Origin of the sequence: Bradyrhizobium sp. AS23.2 (genome assembly GCF_001908185.1) — a bacterium.
Taxonomy (GTDB): domain Bacteria; phylum Pseudomonadota; class Alphaproteobacteria; order Rhizobiales; family Xanthobacteraceae; genus Bradyrhizobium.
Map to the genome: position 1 here is coordinate 1 of NZ_LGHM01000179.1, position 17965 is coordinate 17965.

Below are 17965 nucleotides of genomic sequence, written 5' to 3' on the forward strand. Positions count from 1 at the left end.
TCGCCACAAGCGCTCTCCTCTACAGAGATTCGAGCCATCATATAATGTGACGAACTTGCGTTCCAGATGACTAGCCGCGCGGCGACCGCGGCGGCCTGCGCTTCACCGCATGCCGGCGCGGCGAGCGAGTCACGCGCGGGCGCAGGCGGCTTGCGGCGGTGCGGCGAGGCTTGACCTGGGCCTGCGGGCCACGGGCGAGGTCCATCAGCATACGCAGCGCCTCGACCACGGAGCGCTGGCGCACGGCGGTGCGGCCGATCGCGCCGAAGCGATGCTCGCGGTGGATGATGCGACCGTCGCGCGCGGCGGCCGCGAAATGCACGAGACCGACGGGCTTGCCGGGCGTGGCGCCGCCGGGGCCGGCAATGCCGGTGATGGCAACTGCAAGGTCGACGTCGGCGCGCTCCAGCGCGCCGACCGCCATCGCGGTCGCGGTCTCCTTGCTGACCGCGCCGAAGTTGGTAAGCGTGCTGGCCTCGACGCCGAGCATCGCGCGCTTGGCGTCATTGGAATAGGTGACGAAGCCGCGGTCGATCACATCGGACGAGCCGGGGATGTCGGTGAGCGCGCCGGCGACGAGGCCGCCGGTGCAGGACTCGGCGGTCGCGATCGTCAGCTTGCGCATCCGGCACAGGTCGAGCAGCGAGCGGGAGAGGGCGCGTGCGTCGCTGCCGCCCATGATCCTACACGCTCCAGGTCTTTTCGTTAAACGGCAGGCGGATGGTGGCGCTCGCGGTGGCCGCGATGCCTTCCTCGCGGCCGGTGAAGCCGAGCCGCTCGCTGGTCGTCGCCTTCACCGCGACGCGGGACATGTCGACGCCGGAAATCTCGGCGATCCGGGCGCGCATGGTGTCACGCAGGGGGCCGATCTTCGGCCGCTCGCAGATCAGCGTGACTTCAAGGTTGGCGACGCGGCCGCCGCGCTGCGCGACGCGGTCGATGGCGTATTTCAGGAACTGGTCGGAAGAGGCGCCCTTCCACTTCGCGTCGCTCGGTGGAAAGTGCGAGCCGATGTCGCCGTCGGCGAGCGCGCCGAGGATGGCGTCGACCAGCGCATGCAGGCCGACATCGCCGTCGGAATGCGCCAGGAAGCCCTTGCTGTGCGGCACGCGCACGCCGCAGATCATGACATGATCGCCCTCGCCGAAGGCGTGCACGTCGTAGCCCGTGCCGGTCCTGATGTCGCCGAGCAGGCTAGCCAGGCGCGCTTCCTCGCGCACGAAATCCTCGGGGGTGGTGAGCTTCATATTGGCAACATCGCCTTCAAAGGTTGCAACCGTCAATCCCGCCCATTCGGCAATCGCGGCATCGTCGGTGAAATCGCTGCGTCCATCCTTTGCCGCGCGACGATGCGCCTCCAGGATGACGTCGAAACGAAAGGATTGCGGCGTCTGCGCGATTCGCAAGCGCGCGCGGTCCGGCGTGTCCTCGACATTCCCGCTCTCGCCGGTGACCTTGATCGTGTCGGTGACGGGAACGGCAGGAATCGCAGCCCCGGTGTGACTTGCCGCCTCGATCGCGCGCGAGATCAGGCCCTGCGAGACGAAGGGTCGCGCGGCGTCGTGGATCAGGACGATGTCCGGCTTGTGCTTTGCGAGTGCCTCAAGGCCGGCGAGCACCGAGGCCTGGCGCGTCGCGCCGCCATTGGCCGGCGGCTCATGCCTCAGTCCTTCGACCGCTGCCGTGAACATGGCGCTATCGTCGGGATTCACCACTGGCTGCACCGCAAACACGTCGGGGTGGCGGCTGAAGGCTTCCATGGCGCGATAGATCACGGGCTGGCCGCCGATCGAGCGATATTGCTTCGGGCCGCCGGCGCCTGCGCGCAGGCCGCGACCTGCCGCGACGAGAACGACTGCGGTGCGATCTGATTTCGCCATAGGACTCAAATACTCAGTTGCTAATGGAGAGTCGGGGAGTGGGTGATGACCGGCATGCCTCTAGCACGGCAGGCCCGCAAAAAAAGGGGGTTTCCCCGGATTGTGGGAAACAGCATTTTGCTGCACCGCACTTGAAAGGTTTGTAGAATTGTCTAAACTGTAGGCATGACACTTGACTGCACAAGAATTGTGCGCAAGATTGGTCATGGCAGGCGCGATGAGGCCCTGCCCAGTCAACGAGACCTCTGTGACCGGCTCGGCAGTATCAGGCTCTAAAGCGTTGAAAATAGGCGATATTGATGTCGCCACCCCGGTTTTCTTGGCGCCGATGTCGGGGGTGACCGACTCGCCTGTCCGGCGGTTGGCCGCCGAGCTCGGGGCCGGTCTGGTCGTGTCCGAAATGACTGCGAGCGATGAACTGGCCAACGGCCATCGGATGTCGCGGTTGCGCTGCGAAGCGACCGGGATCGGCCCGCACGTGGTCCAGCTGGCCGGTTGCGAGACGCACTGGATGGCTGAAGGCGCTCGGATCGCCGAAGCCGAAGGCGCCAACATCATCGATATCAACATGGGTTGTCCGGCCCGCCACGTCACCGGCGGCCAGTCCGGCTCGGCCCTGATGCGGGATCTCGACCATGCCGTCAGCTTGATCAATGCGACGATCGCCGCGGTGAAGGTGCCGGTGACGCTGAAGATGCGGCTTGGCTGGGACGACCGCACCCGCAACGCGCCCGAATTGGCGCGGCGCGCGGAGGCGGCTGGCGTCAAGCTCGTCACCGTGCATGGCCGTACCCGCTGCCAGTTCTACAAGGGCGAGGCCGATTGGGACGCGATCCGGGCGGTGCGCGAGGCGATCTCCATTCCACTCGTCGTCAATGGCGACATCACGTGCTACGAAAAGGCGCGCGCGGCGCTCGGGGCTTCCGGCGCGGATGCCGTGATGATCGGCCGCGGCGCGCAGGGCCAGCCTTGGCTGCCCGGCCAGATCGGCCGCCGCCTGAAGGGTGGGGCAGTGGAGGCCACGCCGTCGCTCGCGACGCAGCTCCATTATGTCCGCACGCTCTATGAGGGCGTCTGCGCGCTCTACGGCCTGCGCATTGGTCTCAAGCACGCGCGAAAGCATCTCGGCTGGGCGCTCGACGTCGCAGCGGATGCGAGCGGCGCGCCGGTCGAGAAGCTGAAGGGATGGCGCCAGAAGATCCTGACCTCGGAGGATCCGCGCCTCGTCCACCAGTCACTGCAAGATGCCTTCGACGACTTCGCATGGAGCGCTGCTGCATGAGCTCAGCCGCTGACCATCGTCGGCCGCTACTGTCCGACAGCGACGCGATCCTGGATGCGCTGCCCAATCCCGTGCTTATGATCGGGCCGGACGGCAAGATCGTCGCCGCCAATATCGCGACCGAGGCCTTTTTCGAGATTTCGACGCAGTTTTTGAAACGGCAGTCTCTGAAAGAGCTGGTGCCGTTCGGCAGCCCCTTGCTGGCGCTGATCGATCAGGTGCGCTTGTCGAACTCGCCGGTCAACGAATACAAGGTCGATCTGGGCACGCCGCGTATGGGCGGCGACCGCCAGGTCGATCTGCATGTCGCCCCGCTGACAGAGCGGCCGGGCCATATCGTGGTGATGCTCCAGGAGCGCACCATCGCCGATAAGATGGACCGCCAGCTCACCCATCGCAGCGCCGCGCGCTCGGTGATCGCGCTGGCGGCCATGCTGGCGCACGAGATCAAGAACCCGCTCTCCGGCATACGCGGCGCAGCGCAGCTTCTGGAGCAGCAGGCCTCGTCCGAGGACCGCATGCTGACGCGGCTGATCTGCGACGAGGCTGACCGCATCGTCACGCTGGTCGATCGTATGGAGGTGTTCGGCGACGAGCGGCCCGTGGTGCGCGGTCCCGTCAACATCCATTCGGTGCTCGACCACGTGAAGCGGCTGGCACAGTCCGGCTTTGCCCGCAACATCCGCTTCATCGAGGACTACGATCCCTCGCTGCCGCCGGTGCTGGCGAACCAGGACCAGCTCATCCAGGTGTTCCTCAATCTCGTGAAAAACGCCGCCGAAGCCCTGATCGACGTTCCCGACGCCGAGATCCAGCTCACCACTGCGTTCCGCCCCGGCGTGCGCCTGTCAGTCCCCGGTCAAAAATCCCGGGTATCTCTGCCGCTCGAGTTCTGCGTGAAAGACAATGGACCAGGCGTGCCGGACGATCTTCTGCCCAATCTGTTCGATCCCTTCGTGACCACCAAGCAGACCGGCTCGGGGCTGGGCCTGGCGCTGGTCGCCAAGATCGTCGGCGATCACGGGGGCATCATCGAATGCGAGTCTCAGCCGCGCAAGACCACCTTCCGCGTGCTGATGCCGATGTATTCCACATCGGTCAAACATGCCGATCACAGCAGTCGCGACGGCTCTGCCGGGAAGTCGTCGTCTGCGTCACAGGGGGCAAAATGAGGATTAGCGATGCCCGCAGGTAGCATTCTCGTAGCTGATGACGATACCGCCATCCGCACCGTTCTCAATCAGGCACTGTCCCGCGCCGGCTATGAGGTCAGGCTCACCGGGAATGCCGCGACGCTGTGGCGCTGGGTCAGCCAGGGGGGAGGGCGATCTCGTCATCACCGACGTGGTGATGCCCGACGAGAACGCGTTCGACCTGTTACCGCGGATCAAGAAGATGCGGCCGAATCTGCCTGTCATCGTCATGAGCGCGCAGAACACTTTCATGACGGCGATCCGTGCCTCCGAGCGCGGGGCTTACGAATATCTGCCAAAGCCCTTCGATCTGAAGGAGCTCATCGCCATCGTCGGACGTGCGCTCGCCGAGCCGAAGGAGCGGACCTCGACGCCGGACGAGGACGCCGAGATGGAGGCGATCCCGCTGGTCGGCCGCTCACCGGCGATGCAGGAAATCTACCGCGTGCTGGCGCGCCTGATGCAGACCGACCTCACCGTGATGATCACGGGCGAGTCCGGCACCGGCAAGGAGCTGGTGGCACGCGCACTGCACGATTACGGCAAACGCCGCAACGGCCCGTTCGTCGCCGTCAACATGGCGGCGATCCCGCGCGACCTGATCGAATCAGAACTGTTCGGCCATGAGCGCGGTGCCTTCACTGGCGCCAACACCCGCGCCTCGGGCCGGTTCGAGCAGGCCGAGGGCGGCACGCTGTTCCTCGATGAGATCGGCGACATGCCGATGGAAGCGCAGACCCGCCTGCTGCGCGTGCTCCAGCAGGGCGAATACACCACCGTCGGCGGCCGCACCCCAATCAAGACCGACGTGCGGATCGTCGCGGCCTCCAACAAGGATCTGCGCGTCCTGATCCAGCAAGGCCTGTTCCGCGAAGATCTGTTCTTCCGCCTCAACGTCGTGCCGCTGCGGCTGCCTCCCTTGCGGGAACGCATCGAGGACCTGCCCGATCTCGTGCGTCATTTCTTTACTCTGGCCGAGAAGGATGGCCTGCCGCCGAAGAAGCTCGACGCGCTGGCGCTCGAGCGGCTGAAGCAGCACCGCTGGCCCGGCAACGTGCGCGAGCTCGAAAACCTCGCGCGACGCCTCGCCGCGCTCTATCCGCAGGACGTGATCACGGCGTCAGTCATTGACGGCGAGCTTGCGCCGCCCTCGGTCAGCCCGGGTGCTGCGGTCCAGCAGGGCGTCGACAATCTCGGCGGCGCGGTCGAGGCATATCTGTCCTCGCACTTCCAAGGCTTCCCGAACGGCGTGCCGCCGCCTGGCCTCTATCACCGCATCCTCAAGGAGATCGAGGTGCCACTGCTCACGGCCGCACTCGCCGCCACCCGCGGAAACCAGATCCGGGCCGCGGACCTGCTCGGCCTCAACCGCAACACGCTGCGGAAGAAGATCCGGGATCTCGACATCCAGGTCTATCGCAGCGGGGTCTAGCCTTTCGGACGGTGGCTCAGCTCCCCCTACCAAAGCGGAGCTGAGCCTGTCCGGATCGCGCTGGCCGTTGTGGCTGACGCGGTGAGCAGAAGTCCGAATCGGGCCGAAATGTTCCGCGGCTGCGAAAGGATGAGACATTCGGCCGCTGCAGGAACACGTTCATCTGGCAAGCCGCCCCGCGGACGGCAGCACGCGGGCGACGTCCGCCGACGGCTCCTGCAGGCCGGGGCCGTTGACCAGCAGGTCTGAGGCCACGATCAGCAGCAGAACGGCGGAAATCATGATCGCGAGGAAGAACCTATCCATTTCGGTTAAGCCGCGGCGGTGCCAAACCGTTCCCGCAGGCTAGGTCTGCCTGCGAGAAGACCGGCCTAGTGGAAACCCGTCCGTCCTGGCGGGGACGCTGCGGAACCGGCGCAATCCGCAACTTTCGAGCCGCGAAACGATTCCAGTGGCTTGCCGGAGGTCGCTTTCATCAGATCATTAGCTCGGGGCGACGCCAATACTGTCCAGGGTCTCATGCCAGAGCCGACGCACCTCGGCATGCCGCCGCTCGAGCACCGCGCTGACGGCATCGCGGAAGGGCTGGAGGTCAGGTCCTTTCAGGAACAGGATTTGCGCCTGCAACAGCCGACTGCTCTCGAACTCGATGCGGCGGAGCGCCATCGCGAAAGGATCCTTCGGGTTTGCTTCCGTCGGCAGTAGCGCCGCAGGCCGGATCCCGGCGTGAATCGCATGGGCGAGTGTTGCGAGCTGGATCGCCTGTCCGCGGGCGTGATCGGCGAGGCCTTCGATCGGTGCTGGAAGCCAGGCCATCTCCCAGGATACGGCCATGTGGCCGAGCGCGAGATCCGGGACCCATGCGGTCGCGCGCATGAGAAGCGAAACGATCTCGCTCTCGCGATAGAACTGCGCATTCAGCTCGGTCTGCCAGGCGGCGTCGAGCTTCGCGGGCAGGGCGAATGCGAATTGCCGCGCCAGCGCGCCGTGGGCGGAGATCAGAAACGCGGCGACCCGCGTCTGCTGGTGCGGCGGAACGCGACCGTCAGCCTCCAGCGGACCAAAGAACGCGCTCATGTCACGGCCCTCTGCACTGGGATCGCGCGCAGATGATCATAGCCGGCGGGAAACGGCGAAAATTCTCCGCCAGCATCTTCCGGCGCGATCCACACCGCCTTGTTGCCTTGCCAGCGGCCGGCCATCACGTCCTCGGCGAAGCGCGCCAGCAGGTCGGCGGTAAGCGCAGCCTTCTCGAGCGTGAAGGCGTGATAGGCCCTTGGGATGATGACGAGCGCGCTATTGGGAATCTCCAGACGCAGGGTCTCGTGCAGCGCCCGCGGCGTGAGGAAATCGAACTCGCCGTTCAGGATCATGGTCGGCACAGTGATCGAAGAGAGCTCCGGTGTCAGCGGCTGGAAGTCGAGGAAGGACTCCATCAGGTTCTGAAGCGCGTAGACGTCATTGACCAGCCAGCCCTGCCGCTTGACGCTGTCGAGCTTGTCCAGGAGCGGTTTCAGCCATTGGTCGGACAGGTTCATCGGCAGCAGCAGATCCTGGAGATAGCCGGTACCGCCCAGGATGAGACCCGTGCGCAGGGCATTACCTATCAGAAGCAGCTGCGGCGAAAGCTCTGCAAAGCAGCTCATCGGCACGAGACCCGACAGCCGCGCGCCGTGCTCGATGGCATAGCGCAGCGCGATCAGGCCACCGAAGCTGATGCCGCTGAGGAAGATCGGGCCGTCGCCAAGCTCACCGATCAGGCGATGCAGCACCGCGACGTGGTCGTCCTGATTGATGAACAGTGCAGGCTTGTCGGAGGCGCCCTGGCCGAGCAGGTCGAATGTCGCAACCCGAAAGCGTCGCGCGATCAGCGCGTCGCGATAGGCGCCCCAGAGCTCGGAATATTGTGTCAGTCCGTTGACCAGCACATAGGCGGGCGCGTCGGTCGGCCCATCGAGCTCATAGCGGATCCGGTATGAGCCATGACTGAGGAAAGGCATTGCGGGGACCGGCCAGCGTGATGATGGCCGCGATCCTCGACGCGAGGCGTGAGGATTCCATTGAGCTAAATCAAACCTCCCCAACGCACTCTAACTAGCGTTCACGCAAAATACCGCCAGGAGGAGCCCGTCATGACCGGGGGAAATGCGCTCAAGCATTGTTTCGTCAGCCTGATCTTGTTGCTGGTCGGCACAGCGCTTGCGGTCGCGCAGCCGTTCACGCGCCGCTCGTCGCAGATGCAGCATGACGGTCTCAAGAAAACCTATGAGATCGCGAACTTCCGCATCGGCGGGAAGTACGATCTGTCCGACCCGTCCAGATGGGAGAACGGCGGGGAGGGCGGTGTAACGCTGGAATCCCTGGGGGCGGGCAAGCTGCGTACCGCATATATTGCGATCGGCAATGCGCGACGCAATGCTGCCGGGGAAATCATGAATGCGGTCGTGATCAATTCCTATTATTCCGGCGACTCCACCGACATGTATGAGCAGTGGGTCAAAGGCGCGCCCCTGTCAGGCGGCGTTCCCATCATCGGCCCGGGACGGCCGATCGACACCAACCGCTACTACGTCATCATAGTCGATCCGCTCGGCACGTGGGGTGCGAGCAAGCCGTCCGACGGTCTCGGCATCAAGTTTCCGCAATACAGCTACTACGACATGGTGCAGGCAAACTACCGCCTGCTGCGCGACGAGCTGAAGGTCGCGCGCGTCGCGCTGATAACCGGCGTCTCTATGGGCGGCACGCAGACCTATGTCTGGGGCGTGATGCATCCGGAGTTCATCAACGCGCTGATGCCGATCGGCGGCACAACGCAGTCGGATGCCGGAGATCCCGTCGGCAACTGGACCTTCCAGATGATGACGGCGGCCATCGAGTCCGACCCTGTGTGGCAGGCTACGAACGGCGATTACTACAAGATGCCCAAGGAGAAGCACCCCGTGCCGGGCGTTGCGTTCGGCTGGTCCATTCTGGGAATGACGGGGTACGATTTCGGCTATCGCACGACCCAGAATTTCGCCGCAGTCCAGCCGGAGATTTTCTACTGGGATCCGCCGAACGAGAAGGCCGGGTTGAACGTCACCAACCGCGCCAAGCTCTATGACGCGGTCGACCTCGTCTGGCGTAACCGGGTCGGAGAGATCCACAACATCAATGCCTATCTCGGCCGCATCCGCGCGCGCACGCTGGTGATGCACATCACCAATGACCTCTGGCTGAATTTCAAGCTGGCCCAGCAAGCTGTCGATCGCGTGCCCGGAGCAGACCTCATCGCCGAGGAAAGCCCGGTTGCCCATTACGGCGTGTTTCCGCTCATCAACAATCGAAAGAACGATCCGAAGTTCGTCGCCTTCATGGATGACGTCGCAAGCCTCGACCGCGCGGATAAGTTCGTCGACAAAAATTTCCGTGTCCCCGGCGTTGCCGAGAACATTGATCCAAAGAAGTCCTTCTGGAAGGATTTCGTGACCTATCCCTATCCGGTCAAATTCGCCAACGCCAAGGACAAGAGCGGCAATTCCTGGCAGATCGGCTACATGGATGAATATAACGGCACCGACAAGGATCCGAAGGTGCTTGTCATCATCCACGGCAAGGGTGCATTCGGCGGGCACTACGGCAACATCATGCAGCATGCGCTGCGCAGCGGGCTTCGCGTGATCGTGCCCGACCTGCCGCATTACGGCATGTCCGGGCCCGGCAATCTCGACAAGAGCCCGGCACGCACCATGCAGGACATGCGCGAGGTCATCTACGACCTCGTCGTCAACCAGCTCGGCGTGAAGAAGGCCTCCTATCTCGGCCATTCGCTCGGCGGGCAGTTCGTGATGGGGTATGCGCTGACCTGGCCGGACGCGGTGCAGGGTCTCGCACTGGAAGCGCCATCAGGCCTCGAGGAGTATCCGCGCGACATCACCATCGCCAAGGACAAGAAGGTGCGGTTGTTCGACCCGGCCTTCGACCATGACTTTGACAAGTGGAAGGCGACCTGGGACCAGACCGGCATCCTTGCCGCGGAGAAGGCCCGCGACGAGCAGAACATTCGCGACTTCTTCTACTTCAAGAAGCGTGATCCCGTGACCGGCGCGGTCTCGGCGGCCAAGAGCGGCTACTTCTTCAGCGACAGCGAATACGCCCGCTTCCACACCGAGCAGCGCGTCGGGCTGACCAAGGGCAATCCCAAGGAGCTCGAGCAATGGTGCAACGTCTTCATCTACGACATCTACACCATCGGCGCTGAGCTTCAGCAGGACGATCCGAAGAACCTTTATGAGCGCCTCACCCAGATCAAGGCGCCGATCTTCCTTGCGTTCGGCGACAAGGAGCCCTTCATCCCGACGCCCGCGTTCAACGGGCTGACGGATCTCGGCCGCGACGTGATCTCGCCTTTCATGACGCGCATGACGAATGCGGGCAACCGGCCGATCCTGAAGATCTATCCGGAGACCGGGCACTTCATCCACACCGACAATCCGGTCGAGTTCCAGGTCGACGTGGTCGATTTCGTGACCAAGGGCAGCGTCGACACCTCGTCGCCGCTCGGCATCGACCGCATGATCAAGGGTGCCGTGGTCTCGGCCCTGCCGGTGGCGCCAACGCCGGCGGGTGCCGCGCCGACGGCCGGTCTCAATAAGTAGGAACGCTCATGGCGAGGGTGCAGGCGGGTGAGGTCCAGCTGGGCTGGCGGGATTGGGGATGCGGCGACGTCACCGTCGTCTTCATCCACGGCAATCTCGCCAGCAAGGACTGGATCGAACTCGCTGCACCGTTGTTTCCGTCGGGCCTCCGCGTCGTCGGCATCGACTGGCGTGGCTGTGGCGACAGCGACCGTCCGAAGCCCGCATCCGATTACGCCAACTATTCGATGCAGCAGCATGCGGAGGATATGCTGGCGGCGCTCGATGCGCTGGATATCCGCTATTGTCATCTGGCGACGCATTCCACCGGCGGCATCATCGCCGCGCGCATGCTGCTGATGCAGCCGCAGCGCTTCGGGCGGGTGTTCGCGCTCGACCCGGTGACGCCGCTCGGCATGGCCTTCAACGCCGACCAGCTCGGCCTTTTCCGCGCGATGATGGCGAGGAAGGAACTGACGCGGACGATCATGGCGACCGCGGCGTCCTCGCTATTCGTGCCAGAGAGCATGGCGCCGAACGCCGTTCCGCGTTTCCGCGAGGGGCTGGGCGAGATTCAGGCGTTGTTCGATCGCATCATCGAACAGACCTTTGGTGTCTCCGAAGGCATCTGGATCGGGACCCCGGTCAACCTCACGCGGGAAAGGGAAAGCCGCGAGCTCGAAGGCCGCATGCCCGAACTGCGGCATCCGCATTTGGTGTTGTGGGGCGAACGGGACGGCTGGATTCCGCCGGCCGATCTTCGCGCGATGGCCGAGGCGATGCCGGACTGCCGCCTCGTGACCGTGCCCGGCATCGGACATTCGATGAACCTCGAACGGCCGGCGCTCTATGCCGGCTATTTCGGCGCCTGGTTCGGAGGGCTTCCCGCGTAACCGCCAAACCTTTGAAGGGAGATATGCCATGGCAGAGACCAATTCATCCATTGAGAGCGTACGCGCGACATTGACCGAGGCGCTCGGCCGCCTGCGCAAGGCCAATGCGGAATATTTCCAGTTGCTGGAGAAGGGGCTCAGTTCATCGTCGCTGCCGATCGCGAACCAGGCCAAGGAGTTCTGCAGCTTCATGGAGCGCAACGTCTCCGCGAGCTTCGATCTCGGCGACAAGCTGATCCATGCCAAGGACATGCAGGACGCGCTCAAGCTTCAGGGCGAGTTCTTCCAGGACCAGATGCGGACGCTGACCGACCAGGCCCGAACCATGGGCGAGTCCGCGATGAAGGCAGCGGGCGGCCTGTTCGGCCCGAAGAGCTGAAACGCGGCCCGCGGCGATAGGGGGCGAGGGGCACGCGGCTCGTCTCTCACCGCGGCCTATCCAGAACGCGAGTCATCCTGACGGGGACGGAACTCGCAGACGCCATTCGCGGCGGACAGACCGTACGAACGGCCGCCGAATCTCGACCCCGCAGTTTCGTAAAACATGGCCAAAAGAAGAAGTTGAAATATGTAAGTAATTGAGATTACATGGCTATTTGATACTGTCGCGTCTCGGCAACAATGTGGTACGAATACATCACTAGCCGCCCGCCGCGGACCCGTTTTCAGCACCACCATTGCCGGAATGACCAGCGCAGATACCTCGGCCGCACACTTCGACACGGCCCCAGCGGAAGAGCCCCGGCGTTGGTCGGCGCGACGCTGGCTGGCCCCCTTTGCCGTGGCGCTGGCGCTGCTGTCGGCCTGCCTGACCTTCCTGGTGCTGACCGGCCTCACGACGATCGAACCGACGCCCGAGGTCGTCCGCACGTTCTATCTGATCAATGCCGGCACGATCCTGCTCCTGGTCGGGATCATCATTCGCGAGCTCTGGCAGCTGATCCTGGCCCGCCGGCGGGGACGGGCGGCGGCGCGCCTTCATGTCCAGATCGTCAGCCTGTTCTCGATCGTGGCGGTGCTGCCGGCGGTGCTGGTTGCCGTCGTTGCCAACGTCACCATCGAGCGCGGTCTCGACCGGTTGTTCTCCGGGCCGACCAAGGAGGTGATCCAGAATTCGCTGACGATCGCGCGGGCCTATATGCAGGACCACGCGCAATTGATCCGCGGCGATATTCTCGGCATGGCCAACGACATCGCGCATGCCCGGCCGCTCTACGACCAGGACCGCCGCTCGTTCCGCGAGTTGCTGACGGCCAGCGCCGGCTCCCGCAATTTGCCGGGGGCGATGATCATCGACAAGAACACCAACATCCTGGAATCGGCCGATACCGGCATGCGGCTGGCCTATTCGCCGCCGGCGCCGGACTTCCTTAGCAACGTCAACGAGTCCGAGCCCGAGATCGCGGTGCTGCCGGATGCCAGCTTCGTCGCCGCGGTGATCCGCCTGCGTGCCTTCAACGACACCTTCCTCTATGTCGCGCGGCCGCTCGATCCGAACGTCGTCAACCAGCTCAAGCAGACCGAGGTCAGCGTCGCCGAATACGCCCAGATCGAGTCGCGGCGGCTCGGTATCCAGGTCGCCTTCGCGCTGATGTTCGCGGTGATCGCGCTGACCATCCTGATGGCTTCGGTGCTGATCGGCCTGAATTTCGCCAACTCGCTGGTATCGCCGATCCGGCGGCTGATGAACGCGGCTCACACGGTCTCGACCGGCGACCTGCACGTCCAGGTGCCCGTGCATCAGTCGGAAGGCGACCTCGCCCAGCTGGGTGAGACCTTCAACAAGATGACGCAGGAATTGCGCAGCCAGCGCGACGAGCTCGTCAACGCCAGCGATCTCATCGACAGTCGCCGACGCTTCATCGAGGCCGTGCTGTCCTCGGCAAGCGCCGGCATCATCGGAGTCGACGCATCGGGGAGCGTCGGCATCCTCAACCGCTCGGCCGAGAAGCTGATCGGTCACGCCGAGTCCGAAACACTCGGCCATCCGCTGTCAGACGTGCTGCCCGAGCTCGACGAGATGATGAAGACGGCGCGCGAAGGGACCCAGCGCCTGGTGCAGGGCCAGATCACGATCACCCGCGACGGTACCGAGCGCAATCTCTCGGTCCGCGTCAGCGCCGAGAAGACCAGCCAGCCGCGCGACAGCTACATCATCACGCTCGACGATATCACCGAGCTCGTATCGGCGCAGCGCACCTCGGCCTGGGGCGACGTGGCACGCCGCATCGCCCACGAGATCAAGAACCCGCTGACGCCGATTCAGCTTTCGGCCGAGCGCATCCGCCGCAAGTTCGGCAAGACCATCACCGAGGTCAAGGACAAGCAGATATTCGACCAGTGCACCGACACCATCGTACGTCAGGTCGACGACATCCGCCGCATGGTCGACGAGTTCTCGCGCTTTGCGCGGATGCCGAAGCCCGTGATGGAGGGCGAGGACGTCGCCGACACCGTGCGGCAGGCGGTGTTCCTGATGAAGGTCGCCCACCCCGAGATCGATATCGAGGCGGAGTTCAAGGTGGATCCGCTCCGCGCCCAGTTCGACCGGCGGCTGATCTCCCAGGCGGTCACCAATATCGTCAAGAACGCCACCGAGGCGATCGAGCAGGTCCCGCCGGAGGAGCTTGGCAAGGGACGTATCGACGTCGTCGTGTCGCGCGAGGGCGAGGACGTGCTGATCGACGTCATCGACAACGGCATCGGCCTGCCCAAGGTCGCACGCTCGCGCCTGCTTGAGCCGTACGTCACAACGCGGGCCAAGGGCACCGGCCTTGGTCTGGCGATCGTTGGCCGCGTGCTGGAAGACCATGGCGGGCGCATCGAACTGAAAGACGCTTCCGATTTCCGCGAAGGCCAGCGCGGCGCCTGGATGCGGATGCGCTTTGCGATGTCAGGCCATCCTGCGAAGGCCGAGACGGCCGAGGCAGCACCGGCGGCCAAGGATACGGTCAAGGATGCGGTCAAGGACCAGGAAACAAAAGAGCCGGCCGCTGAAACCAAAGAGCCGGCTGAAAAGACCAATGATTCAACGAAAATCGAAGCCTCAACAGGCAGCTGACAAGACAGGCGCGACCCATGGCAAGTGAAATTCTGATTGTCGATGATGAGGCCGATATTCGGGATCTCGTTGCGGGCATTCTGGAGGACGAGGGGTTCGTCACCAGGACCGCACGCGACAGCGACTCGGCGCTGGCGGAGATCGCCAACCGCAGGCCGCACCTGGTGTTCCTCGACATCTGGCTGCAGGGCTCGAAGCTCGACGGCTTGCAGCTGCTGGAGCAGGTCAAGAAGGACAACGCCGATCTGCCGGTCGTGATGATCTCCGGCCACGGCAACATCGAGACCGCGGTCGCCGCGATCAAGCGCGGTGCCTACGACTTCATCGAGAAGCCATTCAAGGCCGACCGCCTTATCCTGGTCGCGACCCGCGCGCTGGAGAACTCGCGGCTCAAGCGCGAGGTGAAGGAGCTGAAGCAGCTCGCGCCGAGCGCCAGCCAGCTCGTCGGCCGCTCGCCCAGCATGAACCAGCTGCGCCAGACCATCGAGCGCGCGGCGAAGGCCAACAGCCGCATCCTGATTGTCGGCCCCGCCGGCGCCGGCAAGGAGCTGACCGCGCGCACGTTGCATACGGCCTCGGGCCGCGCGGACGGCCCGTTCGTCGTCATCAACGCCGCCGCGATTACACCGGACCGGATGGAGCATGAGCTGTTCGGCGTCGAGCAGTCCAACGGTGAGCAGCCGCGCAAGCCGGGCGCGCTCGAGGAAGCGCATGGCGGCACGCTGTTCATTGACGAGATCGCGGACATGCCGCGCGAGACCCAGAACAAGATCCTGCGCGTGCTGGTCGAGCAGTCCTTCCAGCGCGTCGGCGGCACCGCCAAGGTGCAGGTCGACGTCCGCATCATCTCCTCCACCGCGCGCAATCTCGAAGAGGAGATCGCGGCCGGCCATTTCCGCGAGGACCTCTATCATCGGCTCTCGGTGGTGCCGATCCGCGTGCCCGCGCTCTCGGAGCGGCGCGAGGACATTCCGGAATTGATCGACTACTTCATGGAGCAGATCTCGGCCGGTAGCGGCCTGCCCAGGCGCCAGATCGGACAGGACGCGATGGCGGTGCTGCAGTCGCATGTCTGGCCGGGCAATGTGCGCCAGCTTCGCAATAACGTTGAGAGAGTCATGATTCTGGCTGCCGGCGGGCCGGAGGTGATCATCACCGCCGACATGCTGCCGCAGGACGTCGGCTCGATGGTGCCGGCGATGCCGACCAGCAACAACGGCGAGCACATCATGGGCCTGCCACTGCGCGAGGCACGCGAAGTGTTCGAGCGCGACTATTTAATTGCACAGATCAGCCGTTTTTCAGGAAATATTTCTCGCACAGCCGAGTTCGTTGGCATGGAACGTTCGGCGTTGCACCGAAAGTTGAAGGCACTCGGCGTCGGGTGACGGCCGCGACGTCGCGGCCGCACCTAGAGCCTTTTCCGTTCCGACGGAATCGGAACGGGGCTCTAGATGCTTGTTTTGACGCGTTTTCTTTACGCGAACCGGTATCCACTTCGCTCGAAAACGCTCTAAGAGATAAGCGAGGGAAATCATCGATTTCCGTAGTTTTTCGGAGGAATCGGGTGGGCCGTGCCGCGTGAAGCGGCTTGCCTAATAAGCCGACCTGTCCTCTAATTGTAATGCTGTTCCTTCCGAGGGGGATCTCATGAGGAACGGCAACCGGACGAGGCCCCAAATCAACAAAAGAGGGCCGCAACCGGCGCAATAACAAGAAACTCAAAGCGAGAAAAAAAAAATGGCGGCAGACCGCGCACAAAACCTACAGGACACCTTCCTCAATCACGTTCGCAAAACCAAGACGCCACTGACGATCTTTCTGGTCAACGGAGTGAAGCTCCAGGGTATCGTGACCTGGTTCGACAACTTCTGTTTGCTGCTTCGGCGCGACGGTCACTCGCAGCTCGTCTACAAGCATGCGATCTCGACCATCATGCCGGGCGCTCCGATCCAGCTGTTCGAAGGCGGCGAGGATCAGCCGGCTTGAGAGTGATCTGATTGGAACCCCGGAATTTCGACGGGGATGCCGACCGTCCGCGGTCGGCAGGGGCTAAGCAGACGGGGCGGGTGCTTGTCATCGGCCCCTACTTGCGAGTGCGTGCGGGAAATGCCGACGCGCAGGGGGAGAGCTATGTCCTGCGAGACGCCGAGGCCCGGCTCGACGAAGCCGCGGGCCTCGCGCGCGCGATCGATCTCGCCATTGCGGACGCCATCATCGCGCCGATCAGCCAGATCCGGCCAGCGACTTACATCGGCAAGGGCAAGGTCGAGGAGATCACCGGGCTGATCAAAGGCCTGGAGGTAGACCTCGTCGTGATGGATTGCGCGCTGTCGCCGATCCAGCAGCGCAACCTCGAGAAAGAATGGCACGCCAAAGTGCTCGACCGCACCGGCCTGATCCTCGAGATCTTCGGCCGCCGCGCCAAGACCAGGGAAGGCTCGCTCCAGGTCGAGCTCGCGCATCTCAACTACCAGCGCTCGCGCCTGGTGCGTTCGTGGACCCATCTGGAGCGCCAGCGCGGTGGTTTCGGATTCATGGGCGGTCCGGGCGAGACGCAGATCGAAGCCGACCGTCGCCTGATCCAGGAGCGCATCTCCAAACTCGAGAGCGAACTGAAGAAGGTACAGGCGACGCGGCGTCTGCATCGTGCGGGGCGCCAGCGCGTGCCGTATCGCGTCGTCGCGCTGGTCGGCTACACCAATGCCGGCAAGTCGACCCTGTTCAACCGCCTGACGCGCGCCGACGTGCAGGCCGCCGACATGCTGTTCGCGACGCTCGATCCGACCCTGCGCGCTCTCACCCTGCCGCATGGCGGCAAGGCGATGCTGTCGGACACCGTCGGATTCATCTCCAACCTGCCGACGCAGCTCGTCGCCGCTTTCCGCGCCACGCTGGAGGAGGTGCTGGAAGCGGACGTCATCCTGCATGTGCGCGACATCTCGCATGAAGATGCCGAGGCGCAGCAGAGCGACGTCGACGCCGTGCTGCGCCAGCTCGGCATCAATCCCGATGACTCAGGCCGCATCATCGAGGTCTGGAACAAGATCGACCGCTTCGACGCCGAGCAGCGCGAAGAGCTTCTGAACATCGCAGCACGCAGGCCGGAGGATCATCCGGCGATGCTGGTTTCCGCCGTATCAGGCGAAGGGATCGACGCACTGCTCGCCGCGATCGAGCAACGGCTCGCCACAAAGCGCACCACGCTCGACCTGTCGATCGACGCCGCCGACGGCGCCGGCATCAGCTGGCTGCACCGCAATTCCGAGGTGCTGGCAAAAGAGCTTCACGACGGCCGCTTCGACATGACCGTGCGGGTGGATGAGACCAAGCGGGACATCGTGGTGAACCGCTTCGATGCCGTGCCGCATCTCTCGGCATAAACCGCTGTCGTCCCGCACAAGCGTAACACCTGGCAGTCCGTAGCCCGGATGGAGCGAAGCGCAATCCGGGATATCACAACGTGACGCGCCCCGGATTGCGCTTCGCTCCATCCGGGCTTCTGTAACGGGCCTGAGTTAGTCAATCCCTTTTTGCGTCATCCACTCGCCGGGAACCTGCTTCTGTACGGGATCGGCGCTGTGGCCGTCGCCTGATGGGGTTCT

The 17965-nt window shown here is 64.1% G+C and carries 14 protein-coding genes and 1 pseudogene; 10 read left to right on the forward strand and 5 right to left on the reverse strand.

The genetic code is table 11. The annotated features are described in order from the left end of the window. Positions 1-70: 70 nt before the first annotated feature. Together AC630_RS34075 and AC630_RS34080 are read right to left on the reverse strand one after the other, a co-directional pair. Positions 71-679, reverse strand: coding sequence for a CinA family protein (locus AC630_RS34075; RefSeq protein WP_074122805.1), 609 nt, complete (start codon positions 677-679; stop codon positions 71-73). 4 nt (positions 680-683) lie between these two features. Next, the gene (locus AC630_RS34080) at positions 684-1880 is read right to left on the reverse strand and encodes a bifunctional 2-C-methyl-D-erythritol 4-phosphate cytidylyltransferase/2-C-methyl-D-erythritol 2,4-cyclodiphosphate synthase (RefSeq protein WP_074122806.1); all 1197 of its coding nucleotides are present in this window, start codon (positions 1878-1880) and stop codon (positions 684-686) included. A 280-nt stretch (positions 1881-2160) separates the two neighbouring features. Between AC630_RS34080 and dusB the strand changes: the two genes are divergently transcribed. From dusB to ntrC, 3 genes and pseudogenes are all read left to right on the forward strand, one after another. Next, positions 2161-3162, forward strand: a complete 1002-nt coding sequence (dusB, locus tag AC630_RS34085) for a tRNA dihydrouridine synthase DusB (RefSeq protein WP_208867082.1) — start codon at positions 2161-2163, stop codon at positions 3160-3162. After that, complete coding sequence (locus tag AC630_RS34090; protein WP_074122807.1) at positions 3159-4334, forward strand: two-component system sensor histidine kinase NtrB; 1176 nt, start codon at positions 3159-3161, stop codon at positions 4332-4334. The genes dusB and AC630_RS34090 overlap by 4 nt, the downstream gene beginning before the upstream one ends. Positions 4335-4343: 9 nt before the next feature. Continuing rightward, positions 4344-5787: pseudogene (gene ntrC, locus AC630_RS34095) on the forward strand (nitrogen regulation protein NR(I)). Positions 5788-5946: 159 nt separating this feature from the next. Here ntrC and AC630_RS45860 read toward each other — a convergent pair. The 3 genes from AC630_RS45860 to AC630_RS34105 all read right to left on the reverse strand — a co-directional run bounded on the left by AC630_RS45860 (position 5947) and on the right by AC630_RS34105 (position 7787). Then, complete coding sequence (locus AC630_RS45860; RefSeq protein WP_167561333.1) at positions 5947-6093, reverse strand: hypothetical protein; 147 nt, start codon at positions 6091-6093, stop codon at positions 5947-5949. A gap of 177 nt (positions 6094-6270) precedes the next feature. After that, entirely contained in the window at positions 6271-6864 is a 594-nt protein-coding gene (locus AC630_RS34100; RefSeq protein WP_074122808.1) for a hypothetical protein, read from the reverse strand. After that, a complete protein-coding gene (locus AC630_RS34105) occupies positions 6861-7787 on the reverse strand; it encodes an alpha/beta fold hydrolase (protein WP_074122809.1) in 927 nt (308 codons plus the stop codon). The genes AC630_RS34100 and AC630_RS34105 overlap by 4 nt, the downstream gene beginning before the upstream one ends. A 132-nt stretch (positions 7788-7919) precedes the next feature. On the opposite strand from AC630_RS34105, the gene AC630_RS34110 reads away from it, so the two are divergent. From AC630_RS34110 to hflX, 7 genes are all read left to right on the forward strand, one after another. Further along, positions 7920-10427, forward strand: coding sequence for an alpha/beta hydrolase (locus AC630_RS34110; protein WP_074122810.1), 2508 nt, complete (start codon positions 7920-7922; stop codon positions 10425-10427). A gap of 8 nt (positions 10428-10435) precedes the next feature. After that, positions 10436-11299: an alpha/beta fold hydrolase gene (locus AC630_RS34115; protein ID WP_074122811.1), complete on the forward strand. Its 864-nt coding sequence runs from the start codon at positions 10436-10438 to the stop codon at positions 11297-11299. A 28-nt stretch (positions 11300-11327) separates the two neighbouring features. After that, positions 11328-11678 (forward strand): phasin, encoded by a 351-nt coding sequence (locus AC630_RS34120; protein WP_074122812.1) that lies wholly within the window; start codon positions 11328-11330, stop codon positions 11676-11678. A 306-nt stretch (positions 11679-11984) separates the two neighbouring features. Further along, a complete protein-coding gene (locus AC630_RS34125) occupies positions 11985-14360 on the forward strand; it encodes a sensor histidine kinase (protein ID WP_074122813.1) in 2376 nt (791 codons plus the stop codon). Positions 14361-14377: 17 nt separating this feature from the next. Beyond that, complete coding sequence (ntrX, locus tag AC630_RS34130; RefSeq protein WP_074122814.1) at positions 14378-15748, forward strand: nitrogen assimilation response regulator NtrX; 1371 nt, start codon at positions 14378-14380, stop codon at positions 15746-15748. A gap of 352 nt (positions 15749-16100) precedes the next feature. After that, positions 16101-16349: an RNA chaperone Hfq gene (hfq, locus tag AC630_RS34140; protein WP_007591126.1), complete on the forward strand. Its 249-nt coding sequence runs from the start codon at positions 16101-16103 to the stop codon at positions 16347-16349. An 11-nt stretch (positions 16350-16360) separates the two neighbouring features. Next, the gene (gene hflX / locus AC630_RS34145; protein ID WP_074122816.1) at positions 16361-17743 is read left to right on the forward strand and encodes a GTPase HflX; all 1383 of its coding nucleotides are present in this window, start codon (positions 16361-16363) and stop codon (positions 17741-17743) included. Positions 17744-17965: the final 222 nt, after the last annotated feature.